Consider the following 14,888-nt stretch of genomic DNA (forward strand, 5'->3'; position numbering starts at 1 on the left):
CTGTGGGACAGCAGTGACATTGCGGTGCATATTCTTCTGGTCGAAGGCCTCGGTGTATTCGTAACCGACAAACGTCGTGAATGCGCAGTCTTTACCGCGATCATAGTGATCCTCTGCTGCTTGCTGGATACGCCCCCAGGCTTCCTTTTCGGCAGCGTCGCAGTCAGACAGTGTGCAGGCGAAAGATTTTTCCGGTGCCGACTGCTGCTGCCCGCCCAGCGTTGTCCACCAGCTGGCTGCCAGCAACTGAATCCAGAGGTTCTGCGCTCGCGTCATCATGCAATGAGGCCACCAGTAACCGGCCTTGCCCGAGTCCATCGTGCAAATATCGATCTGGCCGAGAAATTCTGCATGGTCGGTCACAGCAGTAAAATCAAGCGGGCGACCGATTGTCGCCGTCACTTTCTGCTCACCCAGAGCGTCCGGGAGAATGATTGATTCGCCTTTGGCGTAACGATAGGCATCCCAGGGGTCGCGACGCTGACTAGACAGATAGGAATCAAATGAGTAGCTGGTATGGACGTGCAGGTCACCGAAAAGTGGCTGACGCTGCTCGCGGTAGTCTCGACAGGGTGCCCGGTGTTCAGAACGTTGAGAACTGCCCGGATCTTCCGCCAGTTCCCCAGCTAGAGTTGGCCCAGCCAGGCCCGCCACAGCCAAAGTAGCGATACCTATAACGGTAGCCAGCCAACTGCAGCTTCTCGAACCAGAGAACTGCTTCTCTGCTGCCCTTACCGTGCTTTGCTGACACACTGGTTCCGCACGGCGCCTTGCATTTAACATCCCTTCCATTTGGGTCTCCTCTTCTCCAGAAACGCATTGAGCCCTTCACTAATATCCTGGCTCTCCATCATTGTCTGCAGGGCCGGGAAAGCCCCATTCTCCTGCGCCTTCTGGGCGGCCGGGACCCCGGCATGATTGAGACCGCCCAACACGCATTGTTTGGTTGCCTGAACCGCCAGTGGAGCACAACGCAGAATGCGCGCAGCCAGCTTCTTCGCAGCTGTGAGAGCCTCTCCCTCGGGTACAACCTCTGTAACCAGCCCCAGCGCGCGCGCCCGTTCGGCGTCAACGGCATCCCCTGTCAGGAGTAGGGCCATCGCGGGTTTGAGCCCGATCTCCCGGGCCAGACGGTGCATACCCGTGGCCACTGCAGCGGTGCCAATCTTCGGTTCCGGTAAACCAAAACTGGCGTTTTCTGAGGCGATCACAAGGTCACAGGCCAGCGCCACTTCAAAACCCCCGCCAAAGCAAATGCCATTAACCGCAGCGATAATCGGTTTGTTACAGCTGGTCCTGTTGGTCATTCCCCCATAGCCACTGGGAGGCATCTGGTAATCTTCATTGGTTTTGGCGGCGGCCATAACACTGATATCGCCGCCGGCACAGAATGCATCGCTTCCCGAGCCGGTGATGATACCCACCCAAAGACTGTCATCGGCCTCGAAGCGATCCACTGCCTCGGCCATTTCGTAGCTCGCAGCGGGGCTGATCGCATTCATGACTTCAGGGCGGTCGATTGTAAGAACGAACAGGTTTCCTTCTGTCTCAACATTGATGTATTGATAGGGCATGCTGACTCCTTTCCAGGTCGCGTTAGAGTTGCCGGTTTTCTTTTTCCCAGTAGGGGTCACGCAGGCGACGCTTGTAGAGTTTCCCGTTGGGATCTCGAGGCACTTCCTCCATATAGTCGAAGGAGCGCGGCAGCTTCATCTTCGCCAACCTGTCGGCACAGAATGGGATCAGTTCCATGGTGAGGCCTTCATCAGTATGCACACCACTTCCCGGCTGAACAACAGCCTTGATCCCTTCGCCCCAGTCGCTATCAGGAATACCGAACACGCAGGAATCAGCGACTGTGGGACGCAGGATCAGCACATTTTCGATCTCCGCCGGGTAGATATTGGCTCCCCCGGCAATAATCAAGTCGATTTTACGGTCGCAGAGAAACAGATAGCCCTCGTCAGTCAGATAACCCACATCAACGGCCGTGAAGTAATCACCCATGCGGTCTTTCTCGGTCTTGACCTTGTCTACCGTACCCGGGTGCTGTATCCATTCCTGGGGGCTGGCCAGGGTACCGCCGCCCTCGGTGGCAGCGTGGTATTCAAAAATTGACAAGCCCCGCCAGTCGATCATTGCGCGCTGATGTCGGGTGGACACGGCGCAGCGGCGTGAATCATGTGGCGGGTACTGGAGACGGCGCACCGTGCCTTGATTTCATCTGGCAGTTTCAACAGACGGGCAAACTGGGTGGGCACCATATGGCTGGTCGTCACCTTGTAGCGGTCTATCGCCGCCAGCATGCCCTGCGCGTCCCACTTCTCAACCATCACCAGCGCATGGCCGAAGTGCAAACCGATGTCGTTGATGCTCATACCACCGGCAATTGTGTTGGCGATGATGTGCTCTTGTTCCGCCGCGTCGTGACCAAAGTAATACACGACCATTGGACATAGAAGACGATTGATATCGGCAATGCACTCATTCAACGTTTGCCAGGGACGCAAGCAGAGCACGGGGCCGAAAAGCTCATCTTGCATGACTTGCATATCATCGCTGGGATCAATCACCCGGTGAATGGACATACGGTGGCGGCACCTTTCGTCCCCATCCTCACCATCAGATATCAGTGTGACAATTCGCGCATCCTTAGCTTTCGCGTCGGTGAGGTAGCCCTGTACACGATCGAAGTTAGGTTCGTTGACCTGTCACTGCTTTGTGGTCGGCAGGGTTTCCCTCGGGTGTCCTGCGGGAAATGGCGTGATATTGCAGGTACTTGCAGCGCAACGCAGTGGCCTGGTTGACGTGTATCAATACCCGTCGTGGCCAGGCGCAGTAAAGTACGAGGCTGTTGCGAATGTTGCCTTCTTGAATACTATGTCTGTCAAGCCTTTGGTCTATTCATGCTCCGGTTGTTCCGATGTTGCCCAGGTCACCAATGGGGTGGCCCTGGCGTTGGATCGTCGGGGTTTGGCCGAGATGTCCTGCATTGCAGGCGTGGGCGGCAAGGTTCCGGGATTGGTACGTGTGGCCAGGTCAGGCCGTCCCATTATTGCTCTGGACGGTTGTCCCATGGCTTGTGTCAAAAGTTGTTTACAACAGCTGAACCTGGAACCCACCCATTATTTCCGCTTCGATGAGATCGGGCTAAAAAAAAGCAAGGGCGTAGACTTTGTGCCTGAACATCTGGAGCAGGCGTTGAAATGGGTGATTGCGGAATTGCCGGCTGAATAGCCTTGTTGGGGTCGGTCCAAGGCAATTATCCTGTGGGCGGCCAAGATGGGTGCCAGTCAGCCGACTTATTCGTGGTGGATAGCCTCCCCTCCCCCAGTATTGAAATCACTCTCCTTGATATCAATCAAGCGCAAGTGGTACCACAGCGCTTAGTATGTGACGGTTTTTTGGGACTGGGGTAGGAATTCAATGGAACTGGTGTGTCCCGCAGGAAATTATCCGATGTTGAAGGCCGCCGTCGATAGTGGCGCCGATGCCGTTTACATCGGTTTCAAGGATGATACCAACGCCCGCCATTTCGCAGGCCTGAATTTCAATGATGGCACGGCGGCCAAAGCCGTGCGCTATGCCCATGATCGGGGGCGCAAGGTATTTGTGGCAATCAATACCTACCCACAGCCCGCTGGCTGGGAGCGCTGGCAGCGGGCGGTCGATGCGGCGGCGGACCTGGGCGTAGACGCGCTGATTATTGCCGACATCGGTGTGCTTGCTTACGCCGCTGAGCACCATCCTGAACTGCCACGGCATCTGTCGGTGCAGGGCTCGGCCACCAACGTAGAGGCACTGCGTTTTTATCAGCAGCAGTTCGGTATCCGCAGGGCGGTGATCCCCCGAGTACTATCCCTGGCGCAGGTGCAGCAGCTGGCGCAACAGGCGCCTGTCGAGTTGGAAGTTTTTGGCTTTGGCAGTCTCTGTGTGATGGTGGAGGGACGCTGTCTGCTTTCCTCTTACGCCACTGGTGAGTCACCCAATACCAGTGGCGCTTGTTCGCCCGCCAGCGCAGTGCGCTGGGAGGAGACGCCCCAGGGTCTGGAGTCCCGGTTAAATGGCGTGTTGATAGACCGTTACCAGGAAGGGGATGCGGTGGGATATCCCGTGGTGTGCAAGGGGCGCTTCACGGTAGCCGGCTCCACCTATCACGCCATCGAGGAACCCACCAGCTTGAACACCCTGGAACTGCTGCCCCAGCTACAGCAAGCAGGCATAGTGGCTATCAAAATTGAAGGTCGGCAACGCAGTGTTGCCTACGTTGGCAAAGTCGCTCAAGTCTGGCGCGATGCGATTGACAGCTGTGCGCGCAATCCCGCCGGGTTCGCGCCGCAGTCACAGTGGATGGAGGCTCTGGCGAGTGTCTCCGAAGGTACCCAGACGACATTGGGTGCCTATCATCGTCCCTGGCAGTAATTGCCAGCGAAACGAAACAGAGTAGGCGTGTTATGCAGTTATCACTTGGCCCCATACTGTACTTCTGGGAACGCGACACCATTGAACAGTTCTATGAACAAATGATCGACTCCCCGGTAGAGGTGATCTATCTGGGGGAGACGGTGTGCCATAAGCGGCGCAGTTTCAAACCTGCCGAGTGGATAGAACTGGCCAGACAGCTTGGCACACGGGGCAAGCAGATTATATTGTCGACACTGGCGTTGATAGAAGCGGGCTCTGAACTGGGAGGCGTCAAGCGCTTGTGCAGCAACGGGGAGTTGCTGGTAGAAGCCAATGATATAGGCGCGGTACAGCTGTTGTCTGAACGCAAACTACCCTTCGTTGGTGGGGCGACGCTCAATATCTACAACGCCCAGGCGTTGAAACATCTGCTTGGAATGGGTCTGCGCCGCTGGGTGATGCCAATCGAACTGTCACGAGACGCGCTTGCCGATATTCTCGAGGATGCGCGCAAGCTGGCCATTGACGACGAGTTGGAGACCGAGGTGTTCAGCTTTGGGCATATGCCGCTCGCCTATTCCGCTCGCTGCTTTACCGCTCTTCATCACAATCTGCCCAAAGATGATTGCCAGCTCAAATGCCGAGACTATCCCGAGGGCCTGGCTATGCACAGCCAGGAAGATGAGGAGTTTTTTACCCTGAACGGTATCCAGACGCAATCGGGGAACATTCAGCATCTGTTGCCACACTGGCGCACACTTGCGGAACTGGGCGTGGATTTCATGCGCATCAGCCCGCAGCCCGAACATACGCTTGAGGTCGTGCAACGCTATCATCAGGCCCTGACGGCAGATGCCGGCACTAGCATAAGTGAGCTGCTGTCATCACCGCCGTGTGACGGCTACTGGCTGAACAAGCCCGGCAAGGACATTATCGCCCGCGCCTGAGCGGGGAGCGTTTTACGAAAGTGCTTCGACGAAATCCGCTCCCACGTCGATGGCATTGGTGAACAGATGGGGAAAGTCATCGAGGTCGATACTGTCGATCAGGTTTTTTACTTGTAGACCGAGCTCGGTATCACCTTCGATCACCAGGCGTCGCTGGAAGAACAGGGTGTCAGCATCCTCACGCCGACTGGCAAGCAACAGGAACTCCCTGCTATCCCCCGAGATGCAGCCCTGAGCGCTGTCGCTGCCGGGAATGAAAACCAGTACCTGGCCCAGCTTTGAAATCCCCCAGTCGTAGCCCAGATCACGGACTCTTATGCGTATGACCGCGCCTTCAAGGAAATCCAGATCACCATCCTTTATCTGACTGGCCAGTATCTGGTTGGCCATTTTAGCGGCGGCAAAATGCTGTAATGGACCGGGTATAAGGCGCAGGGGCGCGCGCCAGGGGAAGCGTTTGAAACCCGGCAGTGACGCCAGTCTTTGCGGCATTGTACTCATACGATAGAAGTGGATGATGGAAGACGACCAGATCATGCCTCGACCCAGTATACGCGCCATGATGCAGGTCAAGGAAGCCTGGCAATCAGTACGCCATTCCAGCGTATCGGTAGCTCAGGCACCGGTCCACAGAGCAACCTTTCGGGCCCTGTCATCGATGCGCGGCTCTTACAGCGCCTGCTCGCGATCGAATGCTTGATTGACTGGAGTAATGCCCTGTCCGCACGCCTGATAACGGCAGCAGGAGGCACATCGAGGTCAGCGGCCGCTGCGGTGGATCTGTCAAAGTCATTGCATGCATTGAAGAACAGAGCATCATCGACAGAATCTCGGAGAATTGTCGCTAACATGCAGACTGTATGGCGGAGAGCGACAGATTGGCGGAAGTTCAACGATCGTTCACTGCGAGAACAGTGGTCCATTTCTTGGCGGTCCGGGCGAGGGATTGATCAGAACAGCCCAGGGGCTGCTCTGACCCTTCGGGCGCCTTCGGCGTCTAAATTCGCCTCTTAGGCGAATTTGTCGAACCGGAGGCTTGAATCAGGTCCGCACTCACCTCTATAAAGCAAGAAAAAGGGGCCCGGCATTAGAAGGCGTGGAGATGGTCCCATGGTGGTCCCATCAAATCCTATGGGCAGTCTGGGTCGATCACCCTTTTCACCGCTCGATTTGCACTGTCGAAAACAGCAACGGGGTTGGTATTGTTCAGGCAGCTATTGACAAATGCACCCCCAATGCACGCATCAACCGATGGATTGTGTCCCACTTGGGTTGCACCTTGCCATTGATCACCTTATAAAGACTTTCTCGGTTTAGCCCGGCGGCCTCAGCCACCTGCGCTACCCCCTTGTGCTTGATGGCATGTCCCAATGCCACAACAAACACGGCGGGGTCATCGTCTTCATAAGCATCGGTCAAGTATTGAGACAACTCGTCTTCGGTCAACAAGTGATCAAAAGGATTGTATTCGGTCAGTGTGGGCATTGTTCAAGCCTCCAATTCTTTCAGTATCCGTTTCGCGCGGGCAATATCGCGTGACTGACTGGATTTATTGCCACCGCACAACAGTATGATTAGCTCGCCATTACGGATCGTAAAATACAACCGATAGCCCGGGCCGGCGAATATCCGCATTTCATTAACTCCATCGCCCACCGACTTCACATCACCCAGATTACCAGCGACCAGTCTGTCGAGTCGCTGTGCTATTACTTTAGCCGCCTGCCGGTCGCGGATGCGGGCGAGCCAACGATTAAATACATGGGTGGTAACGACGTGATAGTGCATGCGAGTACTGTAGCCTATAGGCCACATATAGACAAGGGGGGGGGCACAAGCCCCTGTGCAGCTCTACGTCGTCATGATGGCGCTACCGGACTGATTGTTTGAACTGACTATGGCTCACTGAAATTAACCGGTTGATATTGCATTGAGATAGCACTTATCAAATGATAAGATAAAAGGGTTGTTTAGCCAGCACCAGAGTTGGGGTTGCTGCACATGAGAGTGATAGATACCCGTCACTGATTTACTATTCTGCCGCCCGGAGTGAGATGAACTGCAGACGGCGCGTTTTATAGGCGCTCGAGCCGATTCCTGAAGGGTAACGGAAAACATATTTGCGCACGCCGAGGCTGAATTGCCGGAAAGATTCAAGCGGTAATGTAAAGCCTCATTTTCTATTTGAATAGGTGGTTTGAAAGGCAGGGTAATAGTGTGGAAAAGCTTGTATATATCTTGAAAGCCGGACAGGTATTAACGGTAGAGCAGTTCAGAGAACGCCTCCTGGGTGAGGTCGTCACAGGGCTGCGTTCACTCGGTGGTACCCGGATAACAGTCAATGTTGCGGACCTGAATGAGCAAATAGAGTCCCGCTCCCCTGCCAGGCTGATCGGGCCCTGGCAGGACATTTCCGCCGTTGTATCGCTGTGGCTGGATTCGCTGGATGCACGTGGGCCTGTCGAGTCATTGCTTGGCGAGACCGCGGAAAGTTTACACGGGTATCTGGTTACCGAATCTGTGCCACAGGGATTTGAACCCGAGTGGGAGGGTGGAGCACGTCGCCCGGGCGTGACCCAATTTGGAATGAACGGCAAGCCCGACAACGTTTCGCTGGAGGATTTTTACCATAACTGGCAGGTAACGCACTCGCAGCAGTCTTTTGACCTTCACCCGCTTCGCTGGTCCTATGTACGCAATGCGGTGGCCCGCCCTTTAACGCCTGGTGCGCCGACCCATATGGCGATTGTGTCCGAGCACTTTCACACACTGGAAGACTTTGTGGAAGACGAGCGCTATTTCGGGTCTGAAGAGGCGGTAAATACCATGATCGGACACTTGCCGGGTTTCTGCGATTTGGGCAGCATGGTTTCACTTGCTATGAGTGAATATTACTTTGAATGAAGCTCTGGCTGCAGATCAGGGTGTCGCTGATAGCATTTTTCTCGTCCTGATTAGCCGCGGTACCTCAAGCCGCCGGCAATAAATGTTATCAGAGTTTGCACATATTGTTCGCGGCTTTTCCGGGCGTGTGATTGCTTGCTGAGCGCCATGATTGCGTCCATGTTCGCCAGCCCCTGGAAAGTCAGCTCAGTTGCCAGCAGCCAGCGCGAACGACGCCTTGTCTGGTCCAGATCTGGCAGTGCTCTGGCAAGTAAGGGTTCGAAGGTCTTCAGACTCCGTTCCGTAGTCTTGCGTATCTGGCCGTGGTGACTTTGTTCTACGTAGGCCCGGAAGAGAAATTTTACCGCGGTCAGACCGGTCTCCGGGTCATTGAGAATCGGGTGGGCAAAGGGCATTACCAGTGCTTCCGCAAGGGATTCAACCGAAGGTCGCCGCTCTTCCTGAAGCGGCTGCAGCAGTTCCGCACGCAATGTCATCACAGGCTCTTGCCGCTTCAATAGCAACGCCTCCAACAGTCCGTCCCGGCTGCGGAAGTGGTAGTGCAGAGCAGCCGCGCTGTAGCCTGCCTCGGCATTTATTTCCCGCAGGGAAACGTTCTGAATGCCGTTTTCGGCGAACAGTCGCTCAGCGGTGTTCAGTATATCTTCGCGGGCATTGCCCTTAGGTTTATCCATATCCTGGTTCAATAGATCGCACTTTTTCAAAGTACATGATTCTAACACGAATCGTTTCCAACCTATCAGTTGACAGGTTTCGGCTCCGACAATATCTTATCACATGATAAGTGGAGATGAGCATGATATCAGAAGCTGAAAAGAAAGTACTCGATGGCACCGTGTGGGACGAATTCTGCGATGCCCTGAAGGAAGCGGGCCGCATCGTCCAGAGCAAAAAGGCCCCCGGAGACGCCTTCAACCAGGCGGAGGGTTATCGCTACCTGACCCGTCTGCTGCGTGGTGGCCTGGAGAGCTTTCTGGAGTTCCGCGACCCGGCCTTCCCGCATCTGCGCTGTGGCGCTCACGAGACCATCAAGCTGGGCGCCGACAACCCGGACAATCGCTACGAGAGTGCCACCATTAACCCGAAATACGACTACCGCATTACCGGTAATCGTTGCACGGTGGACTACCTGGGTATCAGCAGCATCATCAACAAATACGCCTCCGGCGGTACTATGGAGGTAACCGGCCACATCGATCACCGGCAGATGGAAATCGGTCCCGACGGCGAGCTGGAGATTATCCTTAGCAAGACTGAGAAGTCCGGTAACTGGCTTCCCCTGGGAGAGGCCTCCAATTCCATCACCGTGCGCCAGACCTTCCAGGACCGCATTAACGAAAAGCGTGCCGAACTGAAGATCGAGCGCATCGACGCAGGCGACACCCGGCCCGAGCCCCTCACCGCCGAAAAGCTGGAGCGGGGCCTGCTGGGTGCGGTGATGTTCGTCAAGGGGTCGGCGCAGATGTTCGAGAACTGGGCGGAGAGCTTCCTGCCCACCCTGAACGACCTGCCGCCGGCGGACCAGGACTATTGCCAGTCCATAGGCGGTGATCCGAATATCTTCTACTTCCACAGCGCCTGGCAACTGGCGCCGGATGAGGTGATGGTGATAGATGCGCCGCAGATACCCGAGTGCCAGACCTGGAACTTCCAACTGGACAACTGGTGGATGGAGTCCCTGGACTACCGCCACCACACCATCCACGTGAACAAGCACACCGCCCACTACCGCGATGACGGCAGCGTACGGGTAGTAATCTCCCACATCGATCCCGGGGTGCCCAACTGGATCGAGACCGCCGGGCACGACATGGGTACCATGTGCTGGCGGTGGATCGGCGCCGACGAGCACCCGCTGCTCAATGTGCGGGTGATGAAGCTGGCTGACCTGGCTAGCCTGGAGGAGTAAGAGGATGTCGAACGACGTAGAGACGGTAAAGTTTGATGCCGATGAGCTGGTACAGCAGGCGCAAGAACAGGCCGGTTTCAGTGACTTTGGTTGGCTGCCCTATAGAGAAGGGCTGGAAGTCCTGCTGAAAACCTACGACCGCAATGTCAAGGATCCCGCGGGCCGCCAGCGCTGCCGTGACCGGGTGCTCAATCTGCTGGCCACCCGCCTGCGCTGCGAGAATGCCTTCGCCACCATTCCCGAGATTGCCGAGCAGGAAATCGTGGCTCCGGTATTCATCACCGGCCTGCCGCGCTCCGGCACCTCGGCCCTGCTCAACCTGATGGAGCGTGCACCGGGTTTCCGCGGTGTGTTGCAGTGGGAAGTACAGTTCCCGGATCCCTGGCGTGGCAGCCAGCCGGGGGAGGAGGATCCCCGTTACCAACCCCTGAAAAAGGCTCTGGAAGCGACCGCCGACTCCAAGTTCAGCAAGATCCACTTCGTGGACGCGGATACGCCGGAGGAGTGCGTGTTGCTGCACGCCTTCGCCCTGCACGGCGTGCACCTGGGCTTCGAGGTGATGATGGAACCCTACCGCAGCTGGCTGCTGGCCCAGGATCTGGGGCCATTGTACCGCTACCAGAAACAGCAGTTGCAGTTGCTCAACTGGCGCAACCCCGGCCAGCAGTGGTTGCTCAAGGCGCCGGCCCACATGTGGAGTATCGACACCATTCGCAAGGTGTTCCCCGACGCCCGTTTCGTCTGGTGCCACCGGAACCCGCAGAAAGTGGTGCCCTCCATCAACAGCATGAACCGGGCGATCATGGATATGTACATGGGTGACTGCAGTCACCTGGATGCCGGCGAAGTGGGGCGCAGCGTTATGGAGTGGTACGCCCTGTCACTCGAGAAAGGGCTTACCGAGCGCGCGCAACTGCCGGAGGAACTGTTTATCGACTGTTCACAACAGGAGTTCGTCGACAGGCCCCTGCAACTGGTGGAGCAGGTTTGCGAGCACTTCGACTTACCGCTGGGCGAGGATGGCCGCGCCGCCCTACAGGCCCATATCGATGCCAACCCCAAGGGCAAGCACGGCAAGCACGAGTACGACCTGGCGGCCTACGGTTTGACCAAAGAAATGATCGACGAACGCTTCGCTTTTTATACAGGTGACGATCGCTGGCCCATCAGTGACTGACAGGGAGAAATTTGAGTGAAGGACAAGAAGTTTCTGGTAACGGGCGCCACCGGTCAGATCGCACGCTACCTCGCTGTGCAGCTGGCAGCAGACAATACGGTTCATGCCATCGCGCGATTTTCAGGTGCAGGAGCTCGTGAGCATTTGGAGCAGGCCGGAGTCACTTGCATCAAGTTCGATTTTGCCAACGACGACCCCGCTCAACTGGACAGTGATTACAACTACGTGCTACATCTGGCCACAACCCAGGAGCATGGAGACCTGGATTTCGACAACGCCATCGAGGTCAATGCTGTCGCCACCGGTCGCCTGATGGCACATTTTCGCAATATCGATGCGTTCTTTTTCAGCTCGACCTGCTCAGTGTATGCGCCTGATGGCCACACACCACTTAAGGAGAGCCATCCGCTGGGCGACGCCATGCGCAGTCATTGCCCGACTTATTCCATGTCCAAGGTGGCAGCGGAAGCAGTGGTCAAGTTCGCCGCCGAGCACTTTGAGATACCCACCGTGATAGCCAGAATGAATGTGGCATATGGCCGCGACGGTGGTCTGCCACTAATACACTTGGAGGCCCTGCGCAGAGGCAAGCCAATCTACCTTAATCCGCAGAAACCAAACTATTTCAACCCGGTCTATGATGAAGACTACTATCAGCAGGTGCTAAAGATGCTGGAGGTGGCAAGCACACCGGCATTAGTGATGAACTGGTGCGGCAGTGAGCAGGTGAGCGCCGAGGAGTGGTGTGAATACATGGCCGGACTATTAGCTGTCGAAGCAAATATCGTCTATACAGAAAACGCTTTTCCCTGCACACCCTGCGATACTACATTGATGCACAGCAAAATCGGCAAGACACAAAACCACTGGCGCGATGCAATGAAATTGCTGGTAGTGAGCGATGCAGGAGACGTGAGAAGTGTTGGCTGATCCCTCGTATACACGTCTGTCACAGACATCATGATTACTGAGGACGCTGTTTACTCAGACAGGGTAGCTATTGGCGCACCAGCGAAGCTGGTGTGGGAGATATTGCTGGACTTTGAACGATATTCCGAGTGGAACGGGTTCTGTCCCAGCCTGGAGAACCACTCGCTTGAGATCGGGTCTGCCGTGGATATGATGATCGACTTGGGCAACGGCCCCTCGAGGCAGGTGGAATACATTTCCAGAATCGAGTCCGAACGATGTATTGCCTGGCGTATGCCTAACCGGCAAGATGATCCGGTACATGCGGTGCGCAGCCAGTACATCGAACCGCGGGATGAAGAAAGCTGCATATACTGGACCGTGGACGAATTTTCCGGGCCTGCCATGGCAACCATGATGGAACAGTTGGCCGCGGCCGTCGAGGCTGGTTTCAATCGCTGCGCATACGATCTCAAGGAACGTGCCGAGCGCCTCTACCAGATCCACCGGCAGGAGACCTGATGGAATCGTTACAATGAATTGCGGTTATACATCGCCTAAGAAAGCACGAATTACAGGTTATTCACCATGCGCAACAAAAAAATTGTTATAACGGGAGCCACAGGTCAGGTGGGTTTGCCCCTGGCTGTCTCGCTGGCGGAGCACAACACGGTTTATGCCGTTGCACGCTTTAACGATGAATCCAAGCGCCAGGAGCTTGAGCAGGCCGGCATTGTCTGTATTGCTGCCAACCTTGGTGATGGCGACTTCGGGAATATACCGTTAGATGCTGACTACCTGCTGAACTTCGCCGTGAACCGTGAGGTGGGGAATGATTTCGAAGCGGAACTGCGGCTGAATGCTGAGGGCCTGGCTCTCCTGATGCAGCACTGCCAACGGTATCAAGCTGTCCTCCATGTCTCTTCTTGCGCCGTTTATCATCCGGCGCCGGACACTGTGCTCACAGAACGCAGCGCTCTGGGAGATAACCACCGCAATATGTTTACCACCTATAGCATTGGCAAGATTGCTCAGGAAGCGGTTGTCCGCAGCTGTGCGCGTATGTTCGGGCTGCCGAGTGTCATTTGCCGACTCAATGTGCCCTACAGCAGCAATGGGGGTTGGCCGTGGTTTCACCTGATGATGATGGAACAGGGTATCTCGATTCCCATTCCACAGGGGCTCAGTGAATACACCTTGATACACCAGGACGATATCATTGATTCAGTGCCCGGTCTGCTGGACAGTGCCAGCGTGCCGTGCACCATCGTCAATTGGAGTAGTCACGAGCATGTATCGATACAGGACTGGTGTCACTACCTCGGCGAACTCGTAGGTCTAACACCTCAATTTATAGTCAGTCCCGATGCCTTGCCCAGTATTCGGTCTGATAGTACAAAATTGCAGGAACTGGTAGGGCCCGCCAGGGTTCACTGGCGTGACGGCCTGCGGCGTATGGTCGAACACAGCCGCCCTGACATGATGGCACATTAAGGGTGACATCGGCTTGTCTGCACATTACACATATGAGGTAAATCATGTTTGCTTATTTGACGCACGTACGAGCCAGGCCGGGCAAGCGCGAGGCCCTGATGGACGCAAATATCAGAATGCAGTCCGCGACACTCCAGGAGGAAGGAGTCCCCGTCTACATATTCCACACCAGCGAAGAAAACCCGGACGAATTTTACTATTACGACCTGTACCAATCCGAAGAGGCCTACCTCGAGCACTGCCAAACCGAGGCCTTTCAGCAAATGATTGGCTGTATTGGCGAACTGGCCGACGTTCTCGAGATGAAGAAGCTGTTGCCCTTCGGGGTTGTGAAGAGCCAGCCGATTAGCACTACAGTCTAATAATGGAGTATTGAACAATGGGCTTATATGTAGTTACCGGTTCCGCCAGCGGCATCGGTGATGCCGTGGCTAAGCAGATCAGGGCTGAAGGTCACCAGGTGATAGGCGTGGATATTCGCGATGCAGATATCGTCGCCGACCTCTCCGATGAGGCCAATTGTGAATCCGTTATCACCCGGATCAGGGAACTGGCGACCGACGGTATCGATGGCCTAATTCCCTGTGCGGGAGTCGGTCCGGAGTGCCCCAGGCCAGCCTTGATACCACTGGTCAATTTTTTTGCCGTGGTGGCGCTGGTCAACGGCCTGCTTCCTCTGCTTGAAAGGAAGCGAGGGGCTATTGTTCTCATCAGTTCCAACTCTTCCCGTATGCTCGAGTACGACGAGGACTATATGCAGGCACTGTTGACGGAAGATCGTGAGAAGGCGCTGCGGTTGGTCGAAACTGTGGACGGACAGGGTGCTTACGGCGGAAGCAAGCAGGCCTTGACACGGTGGATGCGAAAGACGAATGCTGCTGTGGCTGGTTGTGGTGTGAGAATGAACGCCATCGCGCCTGGTTATACTGAGACGGGTATGACTGCATCCGGCAAGAGTGATCCTCGTTTCCGTGAAGCACTGAAGCAATTTGTGGACTCGATCCCCATTGGCCGCCCTGGAATGCCCGCGGATCAGGCGGATGCCGTCCTGTTCCTTCTCGGTGGCAAGGCCGGGTTCATTTCGGGTTCCGTCCTGTTTGTTGATGGCGGTCACGATGCAGTTTTCAGGCCAGACAGCTATTAA

General features: G+C 55.8%; 19 protein-coding genes and 1 pseudogene. 11 read left to right on the plus strand and 9 right to left on the minus strand.

Annotated elements, in window-relative coordinates:
* The 5 genes and pseudogenes from C0039_RS04610 to C0039_RS21465 all read right to left on the minus strand — a co-directional run.
* A partial coding sequence (locus C0039_RS04610; protein ID WP_243391556.1) for a DUF3604 domain-containing protein occupies nt 1-792 on the minus strand: 792 nt, incomplete at its 3' end.
* Nucleotides 777-1,574: an enoyl-CoA hydratase-related protein gene (locus tag C0039_RS04615; protein WP_076001870.1), complete on the minus strand. Its 798-nt coding sequence runs from the start codon at nt 1,572-1,574 to the stop codon at nt 777-779. The genes C0039_RS04615 and C0039_RS04610, both read right to left, overlap by 16 nt.
* Nucleotides 1,575-1,596: 22 nt before the next feature.
* Nucleotides 1,597-2,139 (minus strand): AMP-binding enzyme, encoded by a 543-nt coding sequence (locus C0039_RS21170; RefSeq protein ID WP_207796367.1) that lies wholly within the window; start codon nt 2,137-2,139, stop codon nt 1,597-1,599.
* Nucleotides 2,136-2,378 (minus strand): AMP-binding protein, encoded by a 243-nt coding sequence (locus tag C0039_RS21460; protein ID WP_341476646.1) that lies wholly within the window; start codon nt 2,376-2,378, stop codon nt 2,136-2,138. Before C0039_RS21460 ends, C0039_RS21170 begins: the two co-directional genes overlap by 4 nt.
* Nucleotides 2,373-2,696, minus strand: a pseudogene (locus tag C0039_RS21465) (aldehyde dehydrogenase family protein); the annotation flags it as partial. The gene C0039_RS21460 and the pseudogene C0039_RS21465, both read right to left, overlap by 6 nt.
* 73 nt (nt 2,697-2,769) lie before the next feature.
* Here C0039_RS21465 and C0039_RS21390 point away from each other — a divergent pair.
* From C0039_RS21390 to C0039_RS04635, 3 genes are all read left to right on the plus strand, one after another.
* The gene (locus C0039_RS21390) at nt 2,770-3,237 is read left to right on the plus strand and encodes a putative zinc-binding protein (RefSeq protein ID WP_207796368.1); all 468 of its coding nucleotides are present in this window, start codon (nt 2,770-2,772) and stop codon (nt 3,235-3,237) included.
* A 189-nt stretch (nt 3,238-3,426) separates the two neighbouring features.
* Nucleotides 3,427-4,422: a ubiquinone anaerobic biosynthesis protein UbiU gene (gene ubiU / locus C0039_RS04630; protein WP_076001873.1), complete on the plus strand. Its 996-nt coding sequence runs from the start codon at nt 3,427-3,429 to the stop codon at nt 4,420-4,422.
* Between the two features lie 32 nt (nt 4,423-4,454).
* Complete coding sequence (locus tag C0039_RS04635) at nt 4,455-5,351, plus strand: U32 family peptidase (RefSeq protein ID WP_076001874.1); 897 nt, start codon at nt 4,455-4,457, stop codon at nt 5,349-5,351.
* A gap of 12 nt (nt 5,352-5,363) precedes the next feature.
* Here C0039_RS04635 and ubiT read toward each other — a convergent pair whose 3' ends face one another.
* The 3 genes from ubiT to C0039_RS04650 form a co-directional block, all read right to left on the minus strand.
* The gene (ubiT, locus tag C0039_RS04640) at nt 5,364-5,912 is read right to left on the minus strand and encodes a ubiquinone anaerobic biosynthesis accessory factor UbiT (RefSeq protein ID WP_133125937.1); all 549 of its coding nucleotides are present in this window, start codon (nt 5,910-5,912) and stop codon (nt 5,364-5,366) included.
* 645 nt (nt 5,913-6,557) lie between these two features.
* Complete coding sequence (locus tag C0039_RS04645) at nt 6,558-6,836, minus strand: addiction module antidote protein (protein WP_101517391.1); 279 nt, start codon at nt 6,834-6,836, stop codon at nt 6,558-6,560.
* A 3-nt stretch (nt 6,837-6,839) separates the two neighbouring features.
* Nucleotides 6,840-7,139: a type II toxin-antitoxin system RelE/ParE family toxin gene (locus C0039_RS04650; RefSeq protein ID WP_101517531.1), complete on the minus strand. Its 300-nt coding sequence runs from the start codon at nt 7,137-7,139 to the stop codon at nt 6,840-6,842.
* 429 nt (nt 7,140-7,568) lie between these two features.
* Here C0039_RS04650 and C0039_RS04655 point away from each other — a divergent pair, with 429 nt between their 5' ends.
* The gene (locus C0039_RS04655; RefSeq protein ID WP_101517392.1) at nt 7,569-8,255 is read left to right on the plus strand and encodes a hypothetical protein; all 687 of its coding nucleotides are present in this window, start codon (nt 7,569-7,571) and stop codon (nt 8,253-8,255) included.
* Between the two features lie 50 nt (nt 8,256-8,305).
* Here the strand turns inward: C0039_RS04655 and C0039_RS04660 are convergent, their stop codons facing one another.
* On the minus strand, nt 8,306-8,929 hold the full coding sequence (locus C0039_RS04660; RefSeq protein WP_101517393.1) for a TetR/AcrR family transcriptional regulator: 624 nt from the start codon (nt 8,927-8,929) through the stop codon (nt 8,306-8,308).
* 122 nt (nt 8,930-9,051) lie between these two features.
* Between C0039_RS04660 and C0039_RS04665 the strand changes: the two genes are divergently transcribed.
* The 7 genes from C0039_RS04665 to C0039_RS04695 all read left to right on the plus strand — a co-directional run bounded on the left by C0039_RS04665 (nt 9,052) and on the right by C0039_RS04695 (nt 14,888).
* A complete protein-coding gene (locus C0039_RS04665; RefSeq protein WP_101517394.1) occupies nt 9,052-10,164 on the plus strand; it encodes a hypothetical protein in 1,113 nt (370 codons plus the stop codon).
* Between the two features lie 4 nt (nt 10,165-10,168).
* Nucleotides 10,169-11,341, plus strand: coding sequence for a sulfotransferase family protein (locus tag C0039_RS04670; protein ID WP_101517395.1), 1,173 nt, complete (start codon nt 10,169-10,171; stop codon nt 11,339-11,341).
* A gap of 15 nt (nt 11,342-11,356) precedes the next feature.
* Entirely contained in the window at nt 11,357-12,271 is a 915-nt protein-coding gene (locus tag C0039_RS04675) for an NAD-dependent epimerase/dehydratase family protein (RefSeq protein WP_101517396.1), read from the plus strand.
* A 30-nt stretch (nt 12,272-12,301) separates the two neighbouring features.
* The gene (locus C0039_RS04680) at nt 12,302-12,772 is read left to right on the plus strand and encodes an SRPBCC domain-containing protein (protein WP_101517397.1); all 471 of its coding nucleotides are present in this window, start codon (nt 12,302-12,304) and stop codon (nt 12,770-12,772) included.
* A gap of 66 nt (nt 12,773-12,838) precedes the next feature.
* A complete protein-coding gene (locus C0039_RS04685; RefSeq protein WP_101517398.1) occupies nt 12,839-13,744 on the plus strand; it encodes an NAD-dependent epimerase/dehydratase family protein in 906 nt (301 codons plus the stop codon).
* 44 nt (nt 13,745-13,788) lie between these two features.
* A complete protein-coding gene (locus C0039_RS04690; RefSeq protein ID WP_101517399.1) occupies nt 13,789-14,106 on the plus strand; it encodes a putative quinol monooxygenase in 318 nt (105 codons plus the stop codon).
* Between the two features lie 17 nt (nt 14,107-14,123).
* Nucleotides 14,124-14,888 carry an SDR family oxidoreductase gene (locus C0039_RS04695; RefSeq protein WP_101517400.1) on the plus strand — a complete coding sequence of 255 codons (765 nt, stop codon included), beginning with the start codon at nt 14,124-14,126 and terminating at the stop codon, nt 14,886-14,888.

This window comes from Pseudohalioglobus lutimaris, from assembly GCF_002866825.1.
GTDB classification, from domain to species: domain Bacteria; phylum Pseudomonadota; class Gammaproteobacteria; order Pseudomonadales; family Halieaceae; genus Halioglobus; species Halioglobus lutimaris.